21 protein-coding genes and 1 pseudogene are annotated in these 24,828 nt (G+C 55.2%); 5 read left to right on the top strand and 17 right to left on the bottom strand.

Annotated features, from left to right (window positions below; genetic code table 11):
- From FYK55_RS28020 to FYK55_RS27990, 7 genes are all read right to left on the bottom strand, one after another.
- The coding region (locus FYK55_RS28020; protein WP_150079925.1) for a hypothetical protein at positions 1–892 on the bottom strand (892 nt) is incomplete at its 3' end.
- Between the two features lies 1 nt (position 893).
- Positions 894–1,463, bottom strand: a complete 570-nt coding sequence (locus FYK55_RS28015) for a hypothetical protein (protein WP_161604806.1) — start codon at positions 1,461–1,463, stop codon at positions 894–896.
- Between the two features lie 11 nt (positions 1,464–1,474).
- Complete coding sequence (locus FYK55_RS28010; protein ID WP_150079923.1) at positions 1,475–2,917, bottom strand: hypothetical protein; 1,443 nt, start codon at positions 2,915–2,917, stop codon at positions 1,475–1,477.
- 103 nt (positions 2,918–3,020) lie between these two features.
- The gene (locus FYK55_RS28005) at positions 3,021–3,329 is read right to left on the bottom strand and encodes a hypothetical protein (RefSeq protein WP_150079922.1); all 309 of its coding nucleotides are present in this window, start codon (positions 3,327–3,329) and stop codon (positions 3,021–3,023) included.
- A 61-nt stretch (positions 3,330–3,390) separates the two neighbouring features.
- Positions 3,391–5,001 (bottom strand): hypothetical protein, encoded by a 1,611-nt coding sequence (locus FYK55_RS28000; RefSeq protein WP_150079921.1) that lies wholly within the window; start codon positions 4,999–5,001, stop codon positions 3,391–3,393.
- A 179-nt stretch (positions 5,002–5,180) separates the two neighbouring features.
- Positions 5,181–5,639, bottom strand: coding sequence for a hypothetical protein (locus FYK55_RS27995; RefSeq protein ID WP_150079920.1), 459 nt, complete (start codon positions 5,637–5,639; stop codon positions 5,181–5,183).
- A 44-nt stretch (positions 5,640–5,683) separates the two neighbouring features.
- Positions 5,684–6,181, bottom strand: a complete 498-nt coding sequence (locus tag FYK55_RS27990) for a DUF5131 family protein (protein ID WP_150079919.1) — start codon at positions 6,179–6,181, stop codon at positions 5,684–5,686.
- Between FYK55_RS27990 and FYK55_RS27985 the strand changes: the two genes are divergently transcribed.
- The 5 genes from FYK55_RS27985 (at position 6,164) to FYK55_RS27965 (ending at position 12,261) form a co-directional block, all read left to right on the top strand.
- Entirely contained in the window at positions 6,164–7,351 is a 1,188-nt protein-coding gene (locus tag FYK55_RS27985; RefSeq protein WP_150079918.1) for an ISAs1 family transposase, read from the top strand. The two genes, FYK55_RS27990 and FYK55_RS27985, sit on opposite strands and share 18 nt — an antisense overlap.
- 284 nt (positions 7,352–7,635) lie before the next feature.
- The gene (locus FYK55_RS27980) at positions 7,636–8,220 is read left to right on the top strand and encodes a hypothetical protein (protein WP_150079917.1); all 585 of its coding nucleotides are present in this window, start codon (positions 7,636–7,638) and stop codon (positions 8,218–8,220) included.
- Positions 8,221–8,565: 345 nt separating this feature from the next.
- A complete protein-coding gene (locus FYK55_RS27975) occupies positions 8,566–9,375 on the top strand; it encodes a helix-turn-helix transcriptional regulator (protein ID WP_161604805.1) in 810 nt (269 codons plus the stop codon).
- A 243-nt stretch (positions 9,376–9,618) separates the two neighbouring features.
- A complete protein-coding gene (locus FYK55_RS27970; protein WP_161604804.1) occupies positions 9,619–10,758 on the top strand; it encodes a hypothetical protein in 1,140 nt (379 codons plus the stop codon).
- 303 nt (positions 10,759–11,061) lie between these two features.
- On the top strand, positions 11,062–12,261 hold the full coding sequence (locus FYK55_RS27965) for an AraC family transcriptional regulator (RefSeq protein WP_150079914.1): 1,200 nt from the start codon (positions 11,062–11,064) through the stop codon (positions 12,259–12,261).
- A 60-nt stretch (positions 12,262–12,321) separates the two neighbouring features.
- Here the strand turns inward: FYK55_RS27965 and FYK55_RS27960 are convergent, their stop codons facing one another.
- From FYK55_RS27960 to FYK55_RS29310, 10 genes and pseudogenes are all read right to left on the bottom strand, one after another.
- Positions 12,322–12,513, bottom strand: coding sequence for a hypothetical protein (locus FYK55_RS27960; protein ID WP_150079913.1), 192 nt, complete (start codon positions 12,511–12,513; stop codon positions 12,322–12,324).
- An 82-nt stretch (positions 12,514–12,595) separates the two neighbouring features.
- Entirely contained in the window at positions 12,596–13,828 is a 1,233-nt protein-coding gene (locus FYK55_RS27955; protein WP_150079912.1) for a DUF1559 domain-containing protein, read from the bottom strand.
- Complete coding sequence (locus tag FYK55_RS29315; protein WP_161604803.1) at positions 13,825–13,968, bottom strand: hypothetical protein; 144 nt, start codon at positions 13,966–13,968, stop codon at positions 13,825–13,827. Before FYK55_RS29315 ends, FYK55_RS27955 begins: the two co-directional genes overlap by 4 nt.
- A 293-nt stretch (positions 13,969–14,261) precedes the next feature.
- Complete coding sequence (locus FYK55_RS27950; protein ID WP_235909032.1) at positions 14,262–15,458, bottom strand: sialidase family protein; 1,197 nt, start codon at positions 15,456–15,458, stop codon at positions 14,262–14,264.
- Between the two features lie 309 nt (positions 15,459–15,767).
- A complete protein-coding gene (locus FYK55_RS27945) occupies positions 15,768–17,060 on the bottom strand; it encodes a metal-dependent hydrolase family protein (RefSeq protein WP_150079911.1) in 1,293 nt (430 codons plus the stop codon).
- A gap of 258 nt (positions 17,061–17,318) precedes the next feature.
- Positions 17,319–18,587 (bottom strand): DUF1501 domain-containing protein, encoded by a 1,269-nt coding sequence (locus FYK55_RS27940; RefSeq protein ID WP_150079910.1) that lies wholly within the window; start codon positions 18,585–18,587, stop codon positions 17,319–17,321.
- A gap of 34 nt (positions 18,588–18,621) precedes the next feature.
- Positions 18,622–21,057, bottom strand: a complete 2,436-nt coding sequence (locus tag FYK55_RS27935) for a DUF1549 and DUF1553 domain-containing protein (protein ID WP_161604802.1) — start codon at positions 21,055–21,057, stop codon at positions 18,622–18,624.
- 1,319 nt (positions 21,058–22,376) lie between these two features.
- Positions 22,377–23,717, bottom strand: a complete 1,341-nt coding sequence (locus tag FYK55_RS27930; RefSeq protein ID WP_150079908.1) for a M56 family metallopeptidase — start codon at positions 23,715–23,717, stop codon at positions 22,377–22,379.
- Entirely contained in the window at positions 23,714–24,094 is a 381-nt protein-coding gene (locus tag FYK55_RS27925; protein ID WP_150079907.1) for a BlaI/MecI/CopY family transcriptional regulator, read from the bottom strand. Before FYK55_RS27925 ends, FYK55_RS27930 begins: the two co-directional genes overlap by 4 nt.
- A gap of 439 nt (positions 24,095–24,533) precedes the next feature.
- A pseudogene (locus FYK55_RS29310) lies at positions 24,534–24,828 on the bottom strand (hypothetical protein); the annotation flags it as partial.

The following is a 24,828-nucleotide window of genomic DNA, read 5'->3' as shown; positions in this document are numbered from 1 at the left end:
CTAGATTCGGGTAGCTGCACTTGCCTAGCAGAATGTTGTCGTCATTCAGTTTTTTCGTTGTGCGCAGCGATTCGTCGAAGTCAATTTCAGATAGCTTCAGTTTGCTCGCCAATTCAATAGCTTGTTCGGCGTAACTCTGGGCGAACAACGGTTGACAGCTTTGCCGGAATCGATCAAAGCCATCGTTCTTGAATTGGTATTTCCCTTGTGCTACCTCGGGACAGACTTCGGGTTGGGCACTGGGAGACGCAGTTTCTTTTGATTGGAACAATTCCAAGTGCTGTTCGGAAAGTTGGAGCTTCACCCCACCAGGCTCGTACTTCATAATCTCAGCACGGAGAAGGTCATCGAAGATCGAGCTTACCGTTTTGCGACCAATCCCGGTCAAACTGCTAACAAGCTGAATTGATAATTGGGGGCTTGGGTTCGTCTTCTTGGTGAAGCTGATAATTGCCGACAGCACGCCTGCATGATTGACGCCGAACCGTCGTCCGTTCAATTTGGCTTTTGCCGATGGCGGATAGTAATTCAGATAACAGTAGCGATCTGACCAATGTTTGACCGACCTGGGATTAGGCAATGGCTTGAATAGACCATCGCCTGGTTCATTGCAGTGCCACTTGCCATTGTGTTTGTGAACCAGATCAGACAAGCAGGTAAGCGTCTTGTTAACGGTCGTCTTGTGGAGGCGTGTCTCACGCACGATCTCGTTAATAGTCGCTCCGTGTCCGTGCCTTGATCGGTAAGCCAAGTATGAGAAGAGCATCCGCTCATTCAGATACCGATTCGATTCTGGTAGTCCATGGCCTGATCGGGCAGAATCCACAGTTGCCCGAAACGTGTCCGTGATATTCAGTATCTTGATGTGTTTCAGGGTGCTCAGCTTCTCCATGTCAGTTCTCCTTCCTCTGACTTAAGCTGAGTATTGCCGGTACATTTTTGGACATGAGCCGGTACATTTTTTCCATGTGAAGTGGGACAATTTTGCACGCCACTGGTACATTTTTTCCATCAAACCGGTACAAAATTACCCACATTAGAAAGGTAGAAAGTCTGTAGAAAACTTCCGTTAGGAACCTTCTTACGCTCGAAGAGGGTTGACCGCCTGCGGCGGTGGCTTTCGACCCAGCTTTGCCCAGTTTGCGTCCTGTGTAGTCCAGCATGGCTTTCACTGGGGCAAGACTGTCGGAAGCGTTTGGGTCTCGTTGCTTTGCTGACCAGACAGCGGTTGTGAATTGCGAGTAGCTGCGAATGTATGGAAGCAGCGTGAACTCAGTCTGTTTCACAAATGACTTCATCGCTGGCTTTCGCTGGTTTTCCATCAGGTCATGCTGCAATGAATCGTGACCTGATTGACGAACCCAGTTTTTTCCAGCGCTGGTCCTGCGGAATGGCCAATCGGCATTCACTGACTGGCTGTGCTGGCATGAACCAGAATTGCTGCCTAATAACTGTCTTCTCACGGTCCCAAACGTCATGTTCCACTGCCTTCCTGTTGGGTCTGCCTTAATAACTGATCCCCACACTGGCTCAGGATTTGGTTGGCGATTTGGTTTGGGCTGTAACCGGCTGGCAATCTGACGAATGGCTTATCGTTGTCAGTGCAGAACCGAATGACCTCACCGTATGAGTGAGCAACCCAGCGGATGGCCAGCAAGACTACTGCCACGTCCTTACGCTCAACCACCGGTTTGAATGTCTGGTATGACTGCCCTTGTTTTGTATCGACCCATACCAATTCCCTGAGTCCAAATGCTTTCTCGATGGATCGTTTTGTTTCAGGACGACAATCACCACCGATCATGGCAATGCTGCGACCTTGCAGAAGTTCGGCAACCTGAAGTACTTCCCGACTCAAGTTGTCAGGCTTCGCACACTGATCGGGCATGTCGGCACGTTCGCAGAACCGTCGGATTTCTCGAAGGGCCAGTTCCAGCCCCGAAGACTTTTGCTTGGTATTGCTAATGGCTGCGAGGTGAGGAAGTAATAATCCACGAAGCTCGATGTTGCTTGGTGCCAGTCCGTTATCAATTAGGTCGCTGACTGTTCGATCAATGGCGACAAGTTGTGTTTGCGGTTCTGCCTGTTTCTCTAGCTGGCCCAGCATGTAACTCAGCTTGTTTAATAGTTTCCGCTGGGACTTTTCGTTCTTAATAATCTCATTGACTTTGCATTCAGACTCCGAAATGCGATCCAGCAAGTCGTGCCATTCCTCTGGGTTTGCTTGGTCATCGGCACGCATGTATCGCTCGATAAACAGCCTGGCTTCCGCCGCACGCTGGCATAGCCACGAGTACGCCGCCGATTGTTCCGAGTCAGTTGGCCCCCCAATTCGCTTCGAACACGCCCGAACCATAGACTGGGCTTCTGCCATCAACGCCATCGCATGTCGAAGGTGGCTCGAACGGGTCGAGTCTGAAGATTCGACAAGAGTGACCAGGTTGGTTGCACTGGCCAGCGCTGCGAAGCAACCAGCCAGTGTGTCGTACTCAGTTGGGTCGTATGGTGCGGGGGCAGAGGGGCAATTCATCCACAGCCGAACTTGGTGCTGCCTGCCTTGCTCGACAATGGATGCGTCATTAGGTGCAATCTCGGTTTGATGATTCGCCCCTGCATTTTGGAGGCGCAGTCTTTCCGATGCCCATGTGCAGCCATTTGCCTTGACACTGCATCTGCTGGCAATTCCGACCAGTTCTGAAGTGGCATTGCTCGGTGGGATTTCAGGCGTTGGCGGAAGCGACGGTACAATGACCGACACCACCTGCTCTGCCGAAGCATGATCAGTTGAAGTGTCCCTCTTCTGTTGTCGAATCAGGTAGGTTGGGTCATCGAGACAATAGGCCCGAACGTAACGGACCAGCCGGAAGTAATTGCGCCATGCGCTACGACGAGATGTTTTGCTTTTCGTTGTTTGCATTGTTTTTTTTCACAGTGCTCTGAATATCCCATTCAGAGCGTGTTGCTTGTAATTGTGTATGGGAGCGCTGGTAGGTAACTCTTGAACGTGCTGAGTCGTGCCATTACTGGTCGTCACTTACGATCCTGAGCTTCGAAGTCAGTCTCACTTCTCCCTCATGGATTACGGAGAACACCCGGAACTGGAGAAAGACCTCAGGATCGCTGGATACAAGAGCACGGATGTCGTCGGGATCGTCGGTTTTCAGTTCATCAACGGATGTAATATGGGTTTCGATCAACCCACCCAAAGAGTCGAGTGTCCCGTCATAGCATTCTTTGACGGTGAAGCCTAAAGATTCGAGTTGTGCAACTATTCTCTCGCCTCGATGCTGAGTTGCGAAGTTTCGAACGTAGACTTGTAATGCAATCATGTTTTTGTTCCTTGAAAGTATTTGTGAATGAAGACGTGATCAGTCGGCACTGCAAGTGAGACTAGAAGTCGCCGTCACATGGGATGTCAGTTCGCTCGACGACGACGAAGCGATACCTGACGTGGGGAGATTCGCCGTTGAATCGGCGGCGTCCCTTTTCCAATCGCAACTTCAGAATGGCCGAGTCTGTCTCGACAGCGAATGTCTCGCCCTCATGGGCACTCAAAACGACTCCCACACCCCGTTTTCGAGATTCAAAAGTCTCTTGAGAGGTGCTCGAAAGCATCGACTTGAGAATGCCCAGGTTTGATGCCTCCCTGGTTAGGGCATCAGGGCGATGCCATTCGTCGCCAGCCATCGATGCACCGAGCAGAGCAATAGATGCTCGGACTGGATCATCAGCGACTCGTCGCTTGCCATAATTGGCTAGAAAGCCATTGATTCCGCTCACCTTCAAAATTCCGCCTATCGTTGCTGCCCATTCTGAGAATGGATGACGGGCGGAATGATCCAATGGCATTCCTTCGTCCTTCCAGCGTTCAATCATTCCCCGAAGTTCAGCGGCGATGATCTCCCGCTTCTTTGGCAGATACTCCAGTTTCGGATTGCCAATTGGGGAAACTCGTTCTGCAACATGGCCGACAGGACTCAAATGAATCGGTAGACCACGATTTAGAATGTCTTCGCTGACCGTTCCATCGTTTGTTGAGATGGCGAGAACGAAGTCGTTGCGACGACGCCTTGCGGGACCGGTTCCGGTGGAGAACAGGAAGGGATTTGGGTCGGTGGCAAATCGCTCGATAATCGCTGACGAAATTGAGCTTGCTCGACGGTCAAGCCTCGCATTCTCAATCACGATTACCCGAGCGTCGGAGTTATAGTTGATGGCTCCGACGAGGGCTCGCTCCAAAGCCCAATCAGTACTTTGGTAGCTGATCGAACATTGGCCGTTTAGACCAGAGGCGAATAGGATGAGCGTGTCTTTTCCCGCATGGCTCTTTGAAGCGGTGACGATAAATATCGGCTTACCACCGGGCCAATGATTCCATAACATGACTGTGAGCGCAGCGGCAATTGTGTTTGCCAAGTCGGCTTCGCTATCGAAGTCCATAACGTCGAGAAAGGAGTCGGTGCAGTCCGTCAAGTCAATAACGAGCGGCTCATCTCCGATATAGACATATCGGTGCCCCTCGCCACCGTCGTTGTACCCCGGCTTCGTCAACGTGAAGTCCGGTAGGAAGATGGGCACAGTCGTTATGCCATCAACTACAGGGAACTGGGACAAGAACGCTTCCGCTTTTAGCATGGCGTTTAGGTGGGCGTTCGAAAGTTTTGTCCCTTTTGGCTTGTCACCCAAATAGATCGACAAGGCAACACGATCCACGAAGAGCGGAGCTAAGTCCGCAGCGGTGTTGATAACCTTTGTGGAGCCATCACGCCGCACGAGTAGCAGTCCATTGTCATGTCCTGCTATGCGGAAGATGTCCCCGGATTGCCTCAACAGGTTGCCAGCTTTCATATAGTTCTTCCAAGCTGGCGTCTGCTCGTCCAGGATCAATTCGGGAAGATCTGGCAACGGGAAGTGATCTTCATCGCCTATTGGGTCCACCGGTTCAGGCGGCTCTTGATCGACATCTATTCTGGTCGGGTGAACAATGGATAGCTGGCTCATGGTTGTCCTTTTAGTGATTGCAGGCACACCCGGCACAGCAGGCACGGGCGATTGATCTAAGTGAACTGGACAGCCGAATCCATTCGGTGAGAGATAGCGTTGGGAACCGCCTGGTTGTTGCCCGCCTCGCGGGCAACAACAGCGGTTCCTCCTTGCTGAGAAAGACCGATTTGCCTCGGCTATCGATCAGTCGATTGATCACCGGCCCTATCTGCGGGCACAAGAGATCCGTCCTCTGCTTGGATAAAGCGAAGGTCGGCTTCCTCGTCGGGATCGTCCAATTCTTCGATTGAATCGATCCCGGAGAAACTTGGCCATTCAGAGTCGATCTCTTCCCAATTCAGTTCGCCGTTCTCCGCAAGCGCCATTGCCGGTTCAAAGCAGAGGTTTTGGATTATGCCTTCGTCTACTTTGATCCCATCTGGAAACTCTACGAGCACCTGAACTTCAAGGTAGACTTGCTTTTCGGCTTGAACAGTTACCACATACTTCATTTCAAACTTCCTTCCATATGACGTGATTTTGGGAAACGACGCTTTGTCTCCCTCCGTAATCACTTGGGCGAATTGGGAATTCGCAGAGCGAACTGGAAAGATTTTTTTGAAAAATGATGACCGCATTGAAAGCGAAGCGGCCATGGAGATTACTCGTCTTCGTGCGATGACTCCGCATGGCTTAGCCGTCATAGTCCGGGCCATTCCTGGCGGTCTTGGCCATCCAGCAAACCATCATGTGTGATCCGTTTTCCCTCGTACCGCTGCTTGAAGAAGTGGGCGGTCCCGGCTTCACGGCATTGAGAATCGATGTCCCGCACCCAACCGACTTCCATTGGTCTGCGTTTGGCCTTTGCGGCTTGCTCACAGCCGGTGATGATCCATTGGATCGAGCCATCCAAGTACGGGCGAAAGTCAATTGGCCCCAGCAGCGGTTCTGCGGAAATGAACCGCAGTTGGGCTGGAATACCTTTAAGGGTTTCCACACGGTTGAGAGAACTCGCTACGCCGCAGGTCACCCCCAACCAGACGTTCGGATAACCGCTTCCCCAATCGTTCGGCAGGCGTTCTAGGACAAGCTCAGGACGCTTTGTCAGGACCAGCCAGTTGAGGTTTTGGCAGTCTCGTATAATCTGCCACGCTTCAGGTCTCCACTGATCTGCACCCTCATGGAAGAAGTCCGACATGGAGCAGGTGAAAATGTGTCAATGGATGGCCCGGCTGCACTGGTTTACAACAGTTTTGTAAAAGTTACAGATCCACGAGTGGATCGTGGAAGCAACCACGATTTGCTGGAAATGATTTTCATGGCCCTGACCGCATCAATCTGCGGAGCCGATGGTTGGGCCGACGTCGAACGGTTCTGCAAAGCCAAGGTTCGTTGGTTTCGTCGCTACATTGACCTGGAGCACGGTGTACCGAGCCATGACACCTTCGGAAGAGTCTTCAGTCGGCTCAATACTGGGGAGTTTCTCGCTTCGATGCACGACTGGGTGGATCAATTCGCAAGCTCGCTTCGTGGGCAAGGCGTCGCGATCGATGGAAAGACGTTGCGAGGTTCGTTTGACCGAGCCGCTGGGCAAAGTGCACTGCATGCGATCACCGTATTCGCGACGGAATCGAAGCTGGTCTTGAGGCAGCTTTCAGTTGACGACAAATCCAACGAAATACCAACCGTTCCAATGATCCTGGAGTTGCTTGACCTTGCCGGTGCGGTGGTCACACTCGACGCGATGCATTGTCAAAGGGAAACAGCTGCTGCGATCATCAACGCTGAAGCTGACTACGTTCTCACAGTGAAGAAGAACCAAGCGAACCTCCACGACAAGCTGCTTGACCTGTTCAACCAATACGGGGAGCAAGACTACAAAGTGAAAGGGCTTCGCAAGCACACGACGGTAGAGAAGTCGCATGGTCGCGATGAACGACGCGTCTGCTACTGCATCGACGTTCCGGAAGATGAAGCGTTCTCAGACTGGACGGGCATTCAATCTGTTGGCATGATCTATCGTCATCGAGAACATCGCAATCGGTCCGGCGAAATCGACGAGCATGACGAAACAGCGTTCTTTATCTCGAGCCTTCCGGCAAAGGTGAAAGCAATCAGCAAGCATCTCCGAGATCATTGGAGAATCGAGAACTCTCAGCACTACGTGTTGGATGTAACTTTTTCCGAGGACGCCAGCCGAATTCGCAACGGAAGTGCTCCGGAAGTCTCTGGAGTGTTTCGCCGAATGGCACTCAATATTTTGCGACAGGACACTACGCTCAAAGACTCAATTCGTGGCAAACGACTGCGTGCAGGCTGGGACGAGACAGTGCTTGATAAGATTTACGCCGGTTTTCACGTAGTTTGAACGTGCGATTGCCCTGGGAACTTCCCGAACAGCTTGCCAAATGAGTTCCACCGCAACGTTGTACCCTTACGACTCCATCGGAGTGTCGCTGAAATCGTGTCACGGACTGTTTCCAGCAGGAGACAAGCGGTTTGGAAAAATAGCAACGTTCAGTCGCGAGAGCGGGGATCACCGCAATACGAATGAACACAGCCCCATACGATCAGACGAGCCAAACGGAGTTTGCGTCGAGAACCGGTACACCCCGATGGGTTGTCTGGTTCACCGTTTACTTGCTCACGCTCATGGCGACTATTTTCGTTGTTTTCCTTGCTGTCGTCGTCGCAAGCTACAACGACCAACAGGCCCTTGCGAAGCTGTTGATTCGGATCATCGTCGCACTTTTGATCGTCGGCTTTTCGTTGAATGCAGCGATCTTCATTGCCATCTGTTGGCATGGCTGGTCGCACCGACCGGATATCCCGGCATTTTCCAGTGACGAAATGCTTTTCGATGAAAAGAATGCCGGCGGCTACTCCTTGCTTTCATGGCATACGCGCCGTTTTCCATCGCAGAACAACCTCCACGTCTCGATTGCTCGAGACAAGCTTTGGATACGCCCACGACTTTTACCGTCGGTCGCGATCGGATTCCAGCTTGACCAAGTGCACCAGATCCCGCTTGTCGCGGTAGAAGAGGTGATCGTCGACCTAAACGAGTTTGACATCACCTACAGATCCGTTGGAACGTCACGCTCCATACGTTTGTGGCTTCGGAAGCCGGAAGAATTCTTGGCTGCAATTCGTTCTTCTTGCCATCAGGCCCGTTTTGATATACGGACGCCAGAGAGATCAATCACCCAACTGATCACCAATTGGCTCAGCAAATAATAATTTAATCGGTCTAGTTGTCGCGTTTAGTGACGCAGCCAAGTAACAGCATCCGTGCCGTCCCGAGAATAGGCGCATCGGTAGGCCGCTCCTAGAAACAGAACTGCGGGATATCGCAGGTCCAACGCATCAACGAGAAGTGAAGTGTGAATCAATCCCATTGACGAAGTAAGCGATGGACCGGTCATTGAGCTCTGGCGATAATGCAGCCAAGGCGGATCGGACCTGCAAGCCAGTCAAAAACCACGCGGAAATGAAAACGACCGGCGGAGATTCTGTATTGGAATGCTTTTAGCGTGAACAGGTAAATGACCATGCTCCCCGCTGAGGAACCAGAGAATGGGAATGTCGAACCGACTTCGAATCGCGGATTATCGCGGCGTGTACGAACTCGTGGGCGAGTGCAAGGAACTGGGTGCCGATCCGATGGCCTGGCGGGACCATCTTCATCATCGGGCTCGCGAACTATTCCGGGCACAGATCGCGATCTATACCGAGTCCGACCGTGTTGATAATCCGGGCGTGAAGGACTGGTTGAGAATCAATGTCCATCTGGATTCGGGCTGGCCCTGCGAGTCCGACCGTCGAGCAATGTTTCGGCTCTATGACACTGGTCGTCCCGATTGCGACGGCTCTCCAATGGTCGATTCGCCCGCGGCGCTTCGGGTTGCCAGCCGCCAAGATTCGATCAGCGATGCCGAGTGGTACCAGGGGTTCTTCTTCAATGAGTTTATTCGTCCAGCCCACATGGACGATGCGATCATGATGCAGCATCGCCTCGGAAATGAAGTTCGCATGTTGGTGCTGCAGCGCTGTGAACATGACAAGCATTTTACCCGACGTGACGTCCGCAGGCTCCGACTGTTGGGCATCGAACTTGGTCGCGCATTCGGGAGGTCGCTGGCTGCGCGTGACGACATGGGCGTCACGGAGCTTCCACGAAGGCTGCAACAGGTGCTGCTCTGTTTGTTGGAAGGGGACAATGAGAAACAAGTTTCGCTCCGACTGAATCTTAGTCATCACACCGTTCACGACTACGTCAAGATGCTGCACCGGCGATTCAGTGTGCAGTCGCGAGGCGAACTGCTGGCGAAGTGCTCACCGTTCAAACGGGTTTTGGAGCAACTTGTCAGAGCACCTCGGGAGAATTCCTGAGAACATTCCGCCGCAACACGCCGAGACTCCCCTGTTCCGGGGAATGGTTTCTACTGGCTTTTCGAGGGAAAACGGCAACCAGGACGCAACAGGAGCCGTTGGTGAGCACGCATGGATTGGCACCACTCACCCGCCACTCTCGCCCGGCTCGTCGGACGAGCAACTCGAAATCCCTTGAACTTCGGCTGGAACAAGACCATGACACGTTTCCGATTCGCATTTCGCGTCGCACTGTTTCTGCTAATGGTGGCCTCCGTCACTGAGGCCCTGTGGGCGCAAAAAGGGGGCAAGGGAAAAGGAAATGGCGAGGGGGATGCAGCACCAGCGTACCAGTTCATCGACTTACTAGGGATCGACAACAGTTTGCTCGGTTATCAAAGCATCGGCAGATTTGTCACCAATCGAATGCAGGGAGAATTGCTCGTTCACGGCGAGTCCTACATTCGTGAAAGTGGTCAGCCTTTTTATAAAATACCCATCACATGGACCGTCGCAGCGGACGGAAGCTTCCAACCTCCCGACGAATTGGGGCTTCCGTGGTTCGCGAGGGAGTTGGAGGCGACCGGATTCAATGAACTGGGCGTTAGCATTGGAATCACCAGGCAGGGATACGAGCCAGAAACAATGTTTAGCTATGCCCACGTGCCGGGGACAGGCTATGTCACCATGCCTGACGCCTACTTACTGATCGGGGGAATCAACAACCTTGGTCAAGTCGTTGGCCAACGTTCGGACACCTACACGCCAGCACTTTGGCAAGTGCAGTTGGATGGAACAGTGTCGGAGCCAATCGATCTGGGATCGTTCGTTGCCTTTGATATCAACGACCATGGTGTCATGGCCGGCTTTTTCCATGACGAATCGACGGGCCATGGCAGCCTTGCCGTGGCGTGGTTCGACTCAGAGCAATTGCAGGTCAACTGCCTGACCGGCTCAATTCGGGCGGCCTCCTATTCAGGTGACGGACCGAGGTTGAACAACTGCGATTTTGACGATCCACGCCTCGCCGTTGTTTCGACATCTTGGCTCAACGAGCAAGGAGAGTACAGCCAGCCGGACAGCATCCGAGGAATGATTTGGCGCCCCAATGCATCGACCAATTCCTTCTCCGTCCTTGACACACTCGGCGGCAACTCAAGCTACGCGACCGATGTCAATCTAGCGGGTGAAGTCGTTGGTTTCTCCGGTACCAAACGTGATGGGCACCATGCCTTCCTTGCCCAGAACAGTGTCCTGATCGATTTGAACGATGCGGTATCGGTCGGCACAAACACGCTGCAACAGGCGCTTTCCATCAACGATGACGGTGACATCACGGGATTCATGCGAATCCCCCGACCGATTTCTGAACAGCGAGGTTTCCTGCTTCGCAAGAATCCCTAGAAAATGGCGGCAAGGTTAGCGACGCGATCGACATTGGCTTGGCAGCGGGCGACGCCCGACCCTCTATCTGACTCGTAGACACGAATCCGCGAAGCAGAGCGCCGGATCCTTCCCGATGCTCAACGTGTTCTCGGCGTGGAGCGCAGCACGCAGCGGTGCCCCGCGACCGCTATGCTCAAAGAAAGTCCGTTTTCATGAATGATTGCGACAGTCCCAAGAGGCTACTAAAATACTGCTCCAGACGTCGTTCAAGGCGATCTACTCTGTTAGTTGACGTCATGCGTATGGGGTATTGCGACAGCCATGGCAAAGAACCACGGAGCCATTCGACACGTGGCTTTGCTGATCGAATCCTCCCGAGTTTATGGCCGGGGGCTGTTGCATGGGATCGCTGCCTACGCGGGAGAGCACGGGGTTTGGGCGCTCCGACACCAGGAAATGGCGATCAATGCCGAGCCTCCATCTTGGCTCCGCAAGTGGACAGGTGACGGGATCCTCGTTCGTGCGGAAACCCCAACGATGGTGCGCGTGATCAGACAACTTGCGTTGCCGGCGGTCGACCTTCGTTGCTGGAAATCAGCCGGGGTGATTCCCGGGTTCGACACCGATGATCAGTCGGTGGTGCGACTCGCTGTCGATCATTTCCGTGACCGCGGGTTCACACGATTTGGTTTCTGCGGGTTCGGAGGTGCCAATTACTCCGAACGCCGGCTGTCCGAAATGCAAAGGTACGTGCGTTCATTGGGGCACGATGTTGCCGTTTACGAGTCTCCGGGGCCGGCACACGCGACGACCTTTGGTGCGGAGCAGAGCGGAATGCTTGACAACAAAGGCTTGACGCGCTGGCTGCATTCTCTGGAAAAGCCAATTGGAGTCTTGGCTTGCAACGACATCCGTGCGCAACAAATGCTCAATGCGTGCCAAGAAATCGAGATTCACGTTCCCGACGAGGTCGCAGTGGTTGGCATCGACAACGACGATGTCATTTGTCCGTTATGTTCCCCACCGCTGACAAGCGTGGAGCCGAATACGCATCGGATCGGCTATGAAGCCGCGGCGATGCTCGATCGGATGATGAATGGTGAAATCGTTCCCCCGGAGATCACTTGGATTCCCGCACGACGGATCGTGGTACGTAGCTCCACGGACTCGATCCCCGTTGACGACGAAGACTTCGTGAAGGCATATCGCTTTATTCGCGAAAACGCTTGCCGAGGAGTTTCGGTACAGAACGTGGCCGATGCCGTTCCCATGTCGCGACGCGCCCTTGAGCGCCGGATGCGAACGCATCTCGGTCAATCACCGGCCGACGTCATCGCGAATATCCGCCTCACCCGCATCAAGGAACTGCTGGAGACCACGTCTCGCCCCTTGAAGCAGATTGCCAAGCTGACGGGATTCCAGCACGATGAGCACATGGCGAAATTCTTTAAGAAACTCGCCGGAATTCCCCCCGGGCGGTATCGCAAGAAATATCGTTCGGAATCAAATGCCGACCGGTAATGTGATCTCACCTACTGGATTTCGAACAGGCACGGTTTGATCCAGAGGATGGCGAACCGCCTATTCAGAGTTCTCTTCTCCCGTGTCCTCGTTCGCTTCCGCACCGGTCACGGCAGCCAAATCTGCTTCATACTGGGCAAAATCATCTGCGGTTGCCCCATCGGTTGCAAGTGTGTTGCCGTCGGATCCACCACACCCCGGCAAGGCAACGCAGACGATAAAGAGTAGCAGACTCACACAAACTGACTTCATTGATCTTCTCTGTGGTTGTGGCTGGTAGCAAAACTGGAACAAGCTGTTCTCTGGGAGTTCCAAGGAAGGCTGGCGGAGCAATCTATTGGTTCAACTGCTCGTCGATGACCTCGCTGTTGGCTCGCGTTCCCAAAGCGCCCCAGAGACCATAGGGGCTTGCCGATCCGGGAGCGGCACCGCCGGTGCCGTTGAGCCAGACCATTGGCGCGCGAGAATTGCCCGCTTCGATTGAGTCCGTGATGAAAACCACAGCGCCATCACCCATCAAGACATGTGCACCACCCTGGTGACGACTCGAAGGTGGGGCGACCAACGTCGTTCCGAGAGCGTTGTAACGTCCGCAGGCTTCGCGATTCGGGGGCAGGATGGTATTGATCCCACTCATGATCGGATAGCTACTCGCCCAGCGGTGTCCTCGAGCGAAATTGCGTCGGTTTTTCTGCTGCCATTCCGGCAACCAAAACCGAGGCCTCGCTGGGTCGATGTAGCCGTTGTCTTGGCAAAGAGAAGGATTATCACGCGATGCAGCAAAGCCGAAGGGGCCCGAGTTGCCGCCGTTTGTCGCGACCCCGTTGCCGCGGATATCGCCGTCCTGCAAAGCGGTGATGATTTCACCCATCGCAATGGTATTGGACAAGCCATCGATCACATCACGGAACTTTGCATCCTGATGCGGCTTGAAAAAACCACGGTGAGCAGCTTGCGCGTGTCGCGCGCGGCCGTTCGTGATTGCCGTGCGATTGTTATTGTACGGCGCAACATGCAGAAGCCACATCGAATCGCCAAGACATGAAGCGTAGTTCGTGCGTCCCAAGGCCGGCAATCCAAGTCCGGGATCACTCGGACAACGGTAGGTCGGGATCTCATTGACCCACGGGATGTACTGAATCCGATCGGGTGTCGGCCCCATCGGTGGCCACGGCGGGTCTTGGAGACCGCCGTCTGTTCGCTCTTGATTTGGGTTCGATATTTGCTCCCAAAGCGCCTGCTGCTCGATAAATGGCGTCATGGCAACCAGCGAACTGAGACGAAAGCGATTGCCGAAGTCTGAAGGACGGTACCAGGGGCCCGGAGCATGGGCGCCGACCCAGGGAAGCGTGCCACCGCCGTGTCGCGGGATTTGCTTGAACGCCGAGTGATAGTTGTGAACCGCGAGTCCGATTTGCTTGAAGTTATTGCTGCAACTCATCCGCCGCGCCGCTTCACGAGCGGACTGCACCGCGGGCAGCAACAATCCGACAAGAATTCCAATGATCGCGATGACCACAAGTAGCTCCACCAACGTGAAGCCACGGGCCGGTTTTGAGAATTTCATTGCAACGATCCAACCTGAGAATGACTTTGGAATAGTGCGTCGCGGTCGTCCATGTCGAGCAGGCTGACCCGCTCTGAAAGGACCAGAAAATCCCCTTCGAGCGACTTTTCGAACGTCAAGGCGACCTTGGCGAAGCTCAAGCTATCGCTCTTCCCCCCGGCAAACAATGAATTATTGCGGCTACCTTATGGTGATATGCGACACGTCTCGTGCGTGACAAAGACCACTGGCTCGACCGCGAATCCGCGGAAGATTTTCCAGGCAGGCTTAGGTTGTTCATTTGTCTCGCTGACGAATTGGGTTCAACGTCAACCAACTCCGCGATTCCGAGTTGATGGCGGCCCCCCGATCCTGACTGCCCGGTTGAGCTCCAGCTCGCGTCATTTCATCAAAGCTGAGTCAACTTGGCGAATGCAGGAAGTCGTCGCGCGAGTCATTTGGGCAAATGCAACTTGGCCAGAATCACTCGATTGTTCTGGCCCTTTCGCTGGCCGTGGCTCACTCGTCCTTCGGCGACGGTAATCCACGATTCGTTGTCACTGAGTCGGCAGACACCTGAATTGCCCAACGTTGCGTGATTCTCAGGCACGACCACCTGTTCGGTTTCCTTCAAGACCACCAGCTGCTCCGGATCGACCTCCGCGAGAAAAAGCGGGGCTCGATGACGCATGATGTGGTCGTTGTCGGCTCCACGGCGCGTGTAAACCAGGTACAGGCGTCCGCCCAAAGTGACCCAATGCTGCTGGGTGTTGTAGCTGCCGAGGTCGCTGCCGTCGTCAAATCTCCACGCGGCATGCTTGGAGTAGTGGATCCCATCGTCACTGCGCGCGACCCAGGCGCCGTCATCGGCTCGCAAGGTCAAATAAAAGGCATCGCCGAACTGGGTGACCGATGGTTCGTACAGACCACGACGCGTGGGAACCGAATGCTCCGAACCGTGTTCGATGTAGCGGAGCGTGGTACCGTCAAATTCGCACCTCGCCACAATGGAGGTGTAATTCCTTTTGGTTGGGCTTCGCTGGTACCGAACGGGAAGCAACACGGTTCCGTCATCGAGCACCACTTGCTGATGGCAACCGGCGTTGGGGGCAATCACCGGATGTCCGGCGTGATCCTCGGCCGGCATCTCCAGGATCCGTAGCGGGCCAAACGAGCGCGACTTCGGATCAAACACACAGTACGACACCTTCTCTCGAAGAATGTCCTCTTTGGAGCCATCGGCAAAATTGAACGTTTTCCCGGTGATCAACACTTTGCCTGTGGCTTCGTGCCAGATCGGACACAAGTCCCCGGCAACCACTTCGTAGCCGTCGTCTTGACGCTGTCGGCGCAAGGAAGCAACGGGTGCAGGATCCGTCCAGGATTCACCATTCCGATCGGCGAACATGACGAACACGTCATGATAGCCGTGGGCACCAACCTTGGCGGTGCGTGACATGGTGGTCAGAAAAAACGCTTCGTCCTGTTCGCTCGCCATCGCGGTGCGCGCCTGGGTCCAATCCCAATCGGAGTCGCCTTCGACGATGACCGACCGCTCAACGACGACGCCCTGCGCGGTGGCGACACCGTAGAAACGCAATAGCAAAAACAAAATGACAAGACGGGTGCCCGGCGGCAGGTCGATTTGCATGATCGGTTCAAATTCGCTGGAAAAACCATCGATCGCTCACTTCGATCCGTGCACGAGCGATACAGGTGGTGGTCGGATGGTAACGTTCTCATGGGAACAGAATGAGTTTATACCGCGGAAACGAGGGATTCGGTGCGGTCGATGGAGCCGCCGAGGGCACAGAGTTCACCGAGCCCCGTCCTTCCGCATCTCTCCGTGGAATCCTATTCATTTGCAGTGCCACGAGCGACAATGCGCCGATTGCGTCGACTTTTGATGCTGAACGGAGAATGTCATTTTGGGCTGTGAGCGGTTCCGGCTTATCGGACGCTACTCTGTTTTCACGAGAGTGGGAATCGGCTTGGCAAGCCGTCCCGCCTTGATCTCGCCGTTTTGGATCACGGCGATGAAGCGACTTCGGTCTTCCAGCACGGCGATGTCCTTGATCACGTCGCCATCGACGACCAACACGTCGGCCAACTTACCCGATTCCAGTGTTCCAAATTCATCGCCGCGCCCCATGATCTCGGCTCCCGTCTTCGTCGCGCAGGTGATCACTTCCAGCGGCGTCAGCCCCACGTCATTGACGAAATACGTCAATTCCCGAGCGTAATCGCCGTGGGGATTCCAACCGAATCCGTAGTCGCCCCCCATTCCCAGACGTCCCCCGGATCTCAAGATGCGTTTCGCGCTTTCGGCACCGCCGTCCAACGTTTCTTGGTGTCCATCGATGACCTGTTGGGGCAACCCGAACTCTTCGCCCCGCAGCACACTGGCTTTCTCGAAATACAACGCGGGAACGCAGGGCACGTCACGTTCGAGTAGCAAATCCAGTGCTTCGTCGTCCATGAACGTGCCGTGTTCGATGCAGTCATAACCCGCTCGCAGGGCGTTCTTGATTCCTTCGGTCGCGCGGCAATGTCCGGTCACTTTCATCCCGTGATTGTGCGCCGTTGCGACGACCGCGTTCATTTCCTCGAAAGTCATGCAAAGCGTGTGATGGTCATTCACGTCAGGGGCGGCAGCATCTCCGGTCGGGTAGGTTTTGACCCATTCAATACCGTCCTTGACCAACGCCCGCACTGCTTTGCGTGCGTCTTCCTGGCCGTTGATGATGAACACCAGACCCTCCATGCCGATTTTTCGAAATTCGGGATTCCAATCCATCAAACCACCGGCCGAACAAATCTCTCGTCCGCTGGATGAAAGCCTTGGCCCTAGAATCAAGTCTTCCTCGATCGCCCTCTTGAGCCAAAAATCGACATTGAACAAACAGCCTCCGGAACGCGCCGCGGTATAGCCACATTCCAGCGCAAGTTTGCAATTGACCGACGCGAGCAGTGAGACGTATTCCACCGGATACTTGATGTCCAAGTCTTCCAGCGAACGAACATTGAAGTACGTCGCATGAAAGTGCGCTTCGACCAGCCCGGGCATGATTGTTCCGCCGCGAGCGTCAATATCGCGGGCATCTTCCGGCAGCGGAGGTAGCTCCGATTCTGGTCCCACGAACGTGATCTTGTCGTCATTGATGACCACCGCGCCATCGGCCATCGGCGGCGACCCGGTACCATCGACCACCTGACCGTGACGGATCACCATTGTTCCGGGGGACGTTTTCATGGAGTGCTCCGATGCGTCGACTGGGCGTCTGAATGACGACCAGTCTATCGTCCTGCCGGGTCGTTCGGGGACGGCACGATTGACTGGAGGCTGAGCGTTTTGGAGCAGAAGACAAGAACTGGGATGAGCCACCGAGAGCACGGAGTTCACAGAGCCCCTTTTTGGCAAACTTGTCTGCGTGGGCTCGACTCCCGACGCCAGTTTCCTTCCCGCTTGGAAAGGCCGCGAACCCGATCGCCGACGCCGTTGCTTCGCGCGTTACGCGAGCAATCCGGGGATCGTTGCCCCGTCTCGGATCAAGGTAATCGGACGACCGACATTGGCTTGATACTCTGTCTTGGGGTCGATTCCGATATTCTGAAAGAAGGAGGCGGCGAGGTCGTCAGGTGTGAATCCATCCCCTTCGGGACCTTGCGCTTTGTCATCGGTCTCTCCGAGCGTCTGTCCTCCACGGACATTTCCGCCAGCCATCAGCGAGCACATCGCGCGGGCCCAATGATCGCGACCGGCGTTGTTGTTGATCTTCGGGGTCCGCCCGAATTCGCCCGTCACCAGTACCGCCGTGGAATCCAACCGTCCCTGTTCGCTGAATCGGTCCAACATCGCGGCGAGAGATTGATCCAGGTTGGGAAGAAGTTCGCGACCAAGTTGGTTGAAATTATCCTGGTGGGTGTCCCAGCCTTCCAGCAATACCGTGACGAATCGCACTCCCGCTTCGATCAGTCGTGTCGTCAACAGCATGCTCTGACCAAACTCGTGCCGCCCGAACCGGTCGACTTCGCGATCCGTCTCGTGCGACAGATCAAACGCCGCACGAGCTTTCGGAGAACTGATGATCTGAAAAGCCTGTCCGGAGAATCGATCCAGACTGCGAACCGACTCGTCTAACTGCTCATATCCCGCGAACGCTGTATCAATGTCTTTCAAAAAACTTCTCCGCCGACGGTAGCGGTCCAGCGTCATGGTGCCGTCGAGGGTGATTCCGCGGACGCGAAACGGTTGGCCATAGCGTGGCTTTTCCCCGGTCGATAGCGGCCCATACTCTGCCCCGAGGTATCCCGGGCCTTCAACCGGCCGTTCGATGGAAACAAACGAGGGAAGTTCGGGAGCGGCGGGAAACTCCTTGCTGACGACCGAACCGTACATCGGATAATCAACCACCGGCGTCGGCAGGTTGCCGGTCATCAAGTACCGCGTGCCCAATCCGTGATCGGCAAGGCTGTGAGTGATCCCTCGGATGACAGCGTACTGATCCGCTCGGCTGGCAAGCTTGGGAAGGTGTTCACAAATTCTCACGCCCGGCGCCGCTGTCTGGATCGGCTTGAATTGCCCCCGGTATTCCGCCGGAGCGTTGGGCTTCATGTCAAACGTGTCGAGGTGAGAGGGCCCACCGCCGAGAAACACCAGCACCGCCGAACGGCCGCTGTCGACCGCGCCGTTTGCCGACGCGATCCGTAAATAGTCGCTAAGCGTTAGACTGGCGCCCAACGAACCGACCTGTAGCAACCTGCGACGTGAAATGGTCATGGAGATCTCCAAACGGAACGGGTCTGCCCGTGAATCATTTGATCAGCAAAAATTCTTTTGTGTTCAGCAGGGACCACAACAAGTCCTGCATTCCCGCGGCAACCGATTCGGCTTGCTGGACAAACTGAACGCTTTGTTCGATTTCAGATCGGTTGGCGGGGCGCCCGAGTGCTCGCAACCATGCCTCGGAAACCAGTTTGCGATGCGACTGGAGGTTGCCCTCGGCCTCCTGGTCTTTCATCTCCTGCACCCAGCCGCTGTTCTCGAGGCGTTGCTCGATGATCGGATCGTTCTGCAGAAAAACCGCTTGCAGCAACGTCGGATGATTGTTCCGTTCACAGTCGCAATTCACTGCTCGCTCGGGTTTGCCAAATACCCGCATGGCATAGGTGCCCGCCAAACGCATTGAAAGGTGCCCCGAGGCGCGTCGCGTCAAATCGGCGCGAACTTCCTCAGCTTGATCGCTCGCGGCGACGACTTGTTTGACACTGTCGTAAACCACTTCGGCCGGCATGCGACGCGGAATCTGCCGGCTGAAGTTTTTTTGATCCTCGCGATTGTTGTGACTCGGCCGCCAACTTCTCTGGTAGGTGTCGCTGGAAACAATTTGTCGATGCAACCATTTGATGTCGTAGCCGTTTTCGACAAAGCTGTTTGACAACCAGGCGAGCAATTCCGGATGGGTGGGTGGATTTGCCGGATTGAGATCATCAGGCGGGTCCACAATTCCGTTTTGAAAGTAGGATGCCCACACCCGATTCACAAACGCCTTGGCAAACCAGGGATTATTGGGATCCCTCATCCAATCCATGATCGGTTGACGTGGATCGGTCTCCCGACGCAGCTCAACGGTTCCACTGCGCAGTAGATTCAGCTCTTCAGCTTCACTTCGTTGCTTGATGTAGAGTTCTCGCCACGGATACACGGTTCCAGCGGAAAGCTTTCGCAACGCGTCATTTCGTATCGGCGATCCCTCGTCACCACGGAGACTCATGCCGACTCGCTTTGCGATCCGCTGATAAGCGTCTCGATCTTCCGGCCGAATGCCAAACGTCACGTTCTCGAAGAACCGACTGAAGTTGCGATAGTCGTTCTGCGTCCATGCGGCAAATGGATGTTTGTGGCACTGGGCACACTGCAAACGTATTCCCAGAAAATTGTGTGCGAACGCCTCTGCGGCTTGCTCCGGTTTCTGCATGCTACGCCGCGTCCAATAGTGCGGCATCGTTTCGCGATCGGAGAATTGAGCCGAGGGATCGTCGCGAAAGTATCCGGATGTCTCCCGCGCGAACTCCTCATATGACTGCTGGGGTGACCTCCCACGTGCCAGCACGACCTTTCTGACAAGCTCATCGTAGGGAAGGTTCTCATCCAATCGCGTCTTGATCCACCCGTACCACTGAACGGAGAGTTCCTGACCAAGTTCGGCCTGTTGCTGTGGATTGCATCCGGTGAAATCACAAAGTTTGTTCGCCCACCAGGCAGCGTAGGCGGGCCGGCTCAACAGTTCGTCGATCTTTCGAAGCCGCTTGTCGCGATCAGTGTCAGCCAGGAATTCCCTGACTTCCTGCGATGTAGGAAGCGTTCCCGTGAGATCGATGCTGGCGCGGCGTAAAAACTCGGAATCCGTGCACTGCTGAGACGGTGTGATGTTCAGTTTATTCAGCTTGGTCACCACAAACCGATCGATCGGTGCCATCTCGGGGCCAATCTCCACCGGTACAAATCGGGAGGAGGTTTGGGCTCGCATTACGGGCACGGATCCGATTCCGTTGTCGTAAAAGGCGATCACGTGCGTATCGCCTTCTCCGGTCGAAGTCACTTCACCATTGCGATCCACGACCGCGACCGAATCGTCATTGGTGCGGAACCGGCAGAGTGGAGTCACATCTTCACGGTCACCGTTTTGCCAAACGGCGACGACTTGTAGCTGTGACGTTTGATTCTGCTGAGAGAAAAGCATCTCCTTGGGCTGCACTTCCAGCCGCAGAAGTTCCTGTGACGGCGCAGACTTTTTCGCGCCCGTTTTTATCCAGCGATGCAGTAAGTGGTACTCCCATGAGTTCTGAGTGAACCGCCGGCCTCCCTCGTGGTCGATCTCCAGCGACGGCTTCCGCAGAATCAAACTGTTCGCGGGTTCGCTTTGATCGATGCGTTTTCCGACGGAGTCACTCGCATCCGCGACCAGACCCTCGTGATCCATTTCGAAGTCGTAGCCAAACAGGGAAAGCCGGAAATCGCCACGGCCCTGGAACGAGCCGTGACAATTGCGACCATTGCATCCCAGACGTCCGAGCAACGGAACGACGTGCCGCTGGAATTCAGGAACCTCCTCCGTTTCCGCACTTTGAAAACGTTGATTGGCGGGGGGCAGAGGTTCCGCGTCCGCGGATCCCCCGAAGGTCACCAGGGATAGCAGGAAAACAAGTCCAGGCTTCACCGCGGATGCGTACATTTTGGGCTCTCGCAATGCTCATCATGCCGAGAAGGTTGCAATAACCGAAGGGACATCATTCGTCCAGTTTGCGAATCTCTTCGATCACACTCAATTGATCCCCCAGACGTTGAGGATGCTCGACGCCCACTTGGATTCTGTCTCCCACCGAGATGCCGTGGTACGCGTCTTTCCGGTTCCAGAATCCGCTCAACATGATCGGCTTGCCGACGATGGTCTGTGCATCGCGGGATTCATCCTTGGGAAACTCCTTGACGACCTCCGTGACCACAACGGTCAATTCCCATAGGTGCTCATTCTTCTTCACTACTTTCCCCGCCAGGATGCCATTGAAACCTCGGAAGTCATCGGGAAGTTCCGGATAGTCTCCTTTCTGAACGGGAGCGACCTTGCGGAGCACTTCGCCGACTCGCAGGCTACCCTCGCCATCGTGCAATGCACCGAATTGGATGGTTTCACCGATCCGTGTGACCACCAAAGCGTCCAACATCTTCGTCGGAGTGCCCTCGGCGTCGACATTCTTTCCGATCAGGGATTTCGGCGCCGCTGCCTGGTTGTTTTTCCATACACGAGGAACCGCGTCGACGGTCACCGTGAACGTGCCACGCTCGACATCCTTCTTCACCAGCCGTCCAACAAGCATTCCCCGAAAGCCTTTCACGGGATCGCTCATTTTTCCATCACGCGAGGGGTCCTGGCGACTCGCTTTCATCGACTCCGATTCACTACGGCGGACGAACTCGGCAACGGTCAGATGATCGCTCTGTCGACCAATGTGTTGCATCCCGACCTGGATCTGGTCACCGACCTTCAGATCATGGTAGGCGTCCTTGCGGTTCCAGAATCCCGCCAACATCATTTCCTTCCCGACAATGCTTTCGGGTTGCTTGGCGGCGTTCTCCTTCCAAACGTCCTTGATGCGTTGGACTTCAACGATCAACTCGAATGTTTCCGGATCCTTCTTCTTGATTACCGCGACGACGGCGCCACGAAACCCGCGAAACTCCTCGGGCAGTTCGGGGTAATCTTCCGGTTGGTAGGGGGCAACTTTTCGCAGCAACTCACCGGGGAAGATGAGCGAACCTCCGTCGTGTTTGCATTCGAACTCAAGCGTTTCTCCGATCCGGGTTGTCACCAGCACATCCAAAAACTTTCCGAACACGCCCTCAATTTCGATCGACTTGCCAACGATCGACTTCGGGTTCTCGGCCTTGTTGTTCCGCCAGACCCGAGGCACCGCATCGACGACCACGACGAAAGATCCCTTCTCAACATCCTTGGCGGCCAAGCGTCCGACCAGCATGCCGTTGAAGTTGCGAATTCCGGAAGGCAGTTCATCCGGTGTGGCCTTGAGTTCCGCCGCCTGCTGGACCGAACGATCCGCAGTCTGGGGTTCGTCGGAAACAGCCGGAGACGTCAGACCGATGACAACGGCCAATGCGGAGAGCTGTGATCTCATCTTGTTCACCTGCATCGAGAGGGGATGTTCCTTGGGAAGATTGATTGGGGTCCTGGCGATCGTTTGGGGGGGCCAGTGTCGCGATCGTCAACGCGAGCAAGACCAGCGAAGTCAACGTCGCTAATTTGGTCGCCCGACCGACATGCATTCCGTGCGTGCCGGATTCCAAAAGCCTTTCAACTCGTCGCGCCAGGGTCGAGCGAAACGTGACCATGCCGGTGGCCAGGCCGGAACGTGTCCAACCTGGCGTCTGTCGATCGGACAGCCGATCGCCCATCTGGATCAAGCAGCGGATCAATCCCTGCTGCTCTCCCAGCAACTTTGCCGCCGATTCATCCGCGGCAAAGTCCATTGCAACGCGGAGTTGGCGACAGACAAGTCGATTCAGTGGTTGGAGTGTGAAGACGCGTTGGACGATCTGGCCCAGCAAATTCCAGCTGGCATCACGATTGGCGATGTGGGCCAACTCATGGGCCAGCAACGCCTCCCATTCAGGGCTGACCATTCCACCGACAACATCCCCGTCTCGGTCGGAAGCGACCAAGATGTAAGGACGCAAGATCCCGGCGGTAAATGCGCCGTGGATCTCGGTCGAGCTCAGTAATTCGACTTTGCGCGTAATCCGCATCGCGCGTTTCAGTCGGTGCAGTGCTTCCAAGCGGGCTGGATCAGCAATCCGGACAGCGTTCGCACGAAGGTTTTCCAGCCTTTTGAATTGAATCAACAAGCGGAATAATCCGGCGATACACAGTGTGCCCCAGACGCAAATGGCCCATCGCACCGCCGTCTGCTCCGTCACAAATGGAACCGTCGTTTCCGGAGCACGAAGCGGATCAGCTTCAGCGCCGAAAGACGATTTGGCAGTGTCTCCCAATTTGTCGGGCGCAAGCCGGACCTCGAGCGGTAGAGAGGTCCCGATCGGTTCAAAACCTGTGCGATCTGGAGGGCGTTGGTTGAGGACGATCTCTGCTTTCTCTTCCGCACCGAGTGGAATTCGGTATCCAACATGCGGGAAGGGAAGCAGCAAGACGACGGTCGTCGTCAGCAACGGCAGCAAGAGCGCTGCTTTAAATGCGAGAACTCGGATGACGGGCCGTTGAAACCACTTGTTCCCCCAGACGATCAAACTGATCACGGCAATGATGACCGTCGAATGGATCAGATAGGTGACCAGGAACCCGAAAGCGAACGTGAAGAAGGCCGAGAGGACGTTCATGGCTTCCGTCCCTTTTTCGCGGCGTGCTCGTTGACGAGTCGCTTGATCCGTTCAAGTTCGCGTTTATCGACCTGGTCACTGTCCAAGAGGTGGTTGACCAGTTCCGCGGGGCTGCCGCCGAAGACCCGATCGACGAGATCCCCGATAATCGATTGCCCAGCGGCGTCTTTGGAGACTAGCGGATGGTAAACGTATTGCCGATCGACGGCGTGGTGCCCGATCAGGCCTTTTCGCTCCATCCGCGACAGCACGGTGGCCACGGTTGAGTAGGCCAGCGGAGGGTCGATGTCCAGGCAATCCTGCACCTCGGCGACGGTTGCTTCGCCAAGCTCCCACAGCACTCGCATCACGGCCAACTGCCGTCCGGAAAGTTTCATGATCGCGATCTCCTGAAGCCGCCCTCAACTACAAATGTAAAACTACACCATGTAGGATTGCCTGTCAAACATTTCCATTTGGTGCCATCCACCGATTGGAAATGCCGAAATCTCAAATGGTGCCATCCACCAATTTGTCATGGCTCTGCGTTGGACGCCATCACTTTTCGGCAGACACGGACGATCACTGGACCAGGTCGCTCGGATACAAGCGAGCGAAAAATCTCAAATGGTGCCATCCACCAATTTGTCATGGCTCTGCGTTGGACGCCATCACTTTTCGGCAGACACGGACGATCACTGGACCAGGTCGCTCGGATACAAGCGAGCGAAACGCTTCCTGTTGAACCTTTTGAGCTCGATCAGAGCGCACCTCGTTCGTGGATTCGGGCGGGCGAGACCCGGGACCGGCAAGACGGCGTTGATGTGCCGGGCGATGCTAAGACGGGACGAAGCACTCCGCGGCTTGCCGGTGCCCTTTGACCCAGTGGCGGCCGGTGGATTCTGCAAACCGCGCCATGCTGCTCGGTGAACCCACGCAACTGCTGCCGCCGAAGTAACGCTGGAAGTCCCAAACCAGATCCCGCCACATCGACAGGTCGATTCCCAGCCTGGACACCAGCTCTCGCAGACCGGGCGGTAGACGACGACCGCTGCCCTGGAAGTTCTGCTTGGCTGTCCAATTCAACAGGCCCAGGTAGTCGCCAAGCGACACGCCTAGAAAGCCTTTATCG

Source organism: Roseiconus nitratireducens, from assembly GCF_008629675.1.
Taxonomy (GTDB): domain Bacteria; phylum Planctomycetota; class Planctomycetia; order Pirellulales; family Pirellulaceae; genus Stieleria; species Stieleria nitratireducens.
The sequence above is the reverse complement of the archived record's forward strand: the minus strand, read 5'-3'. Positions and strand labels throughout refer to the sequence as shown.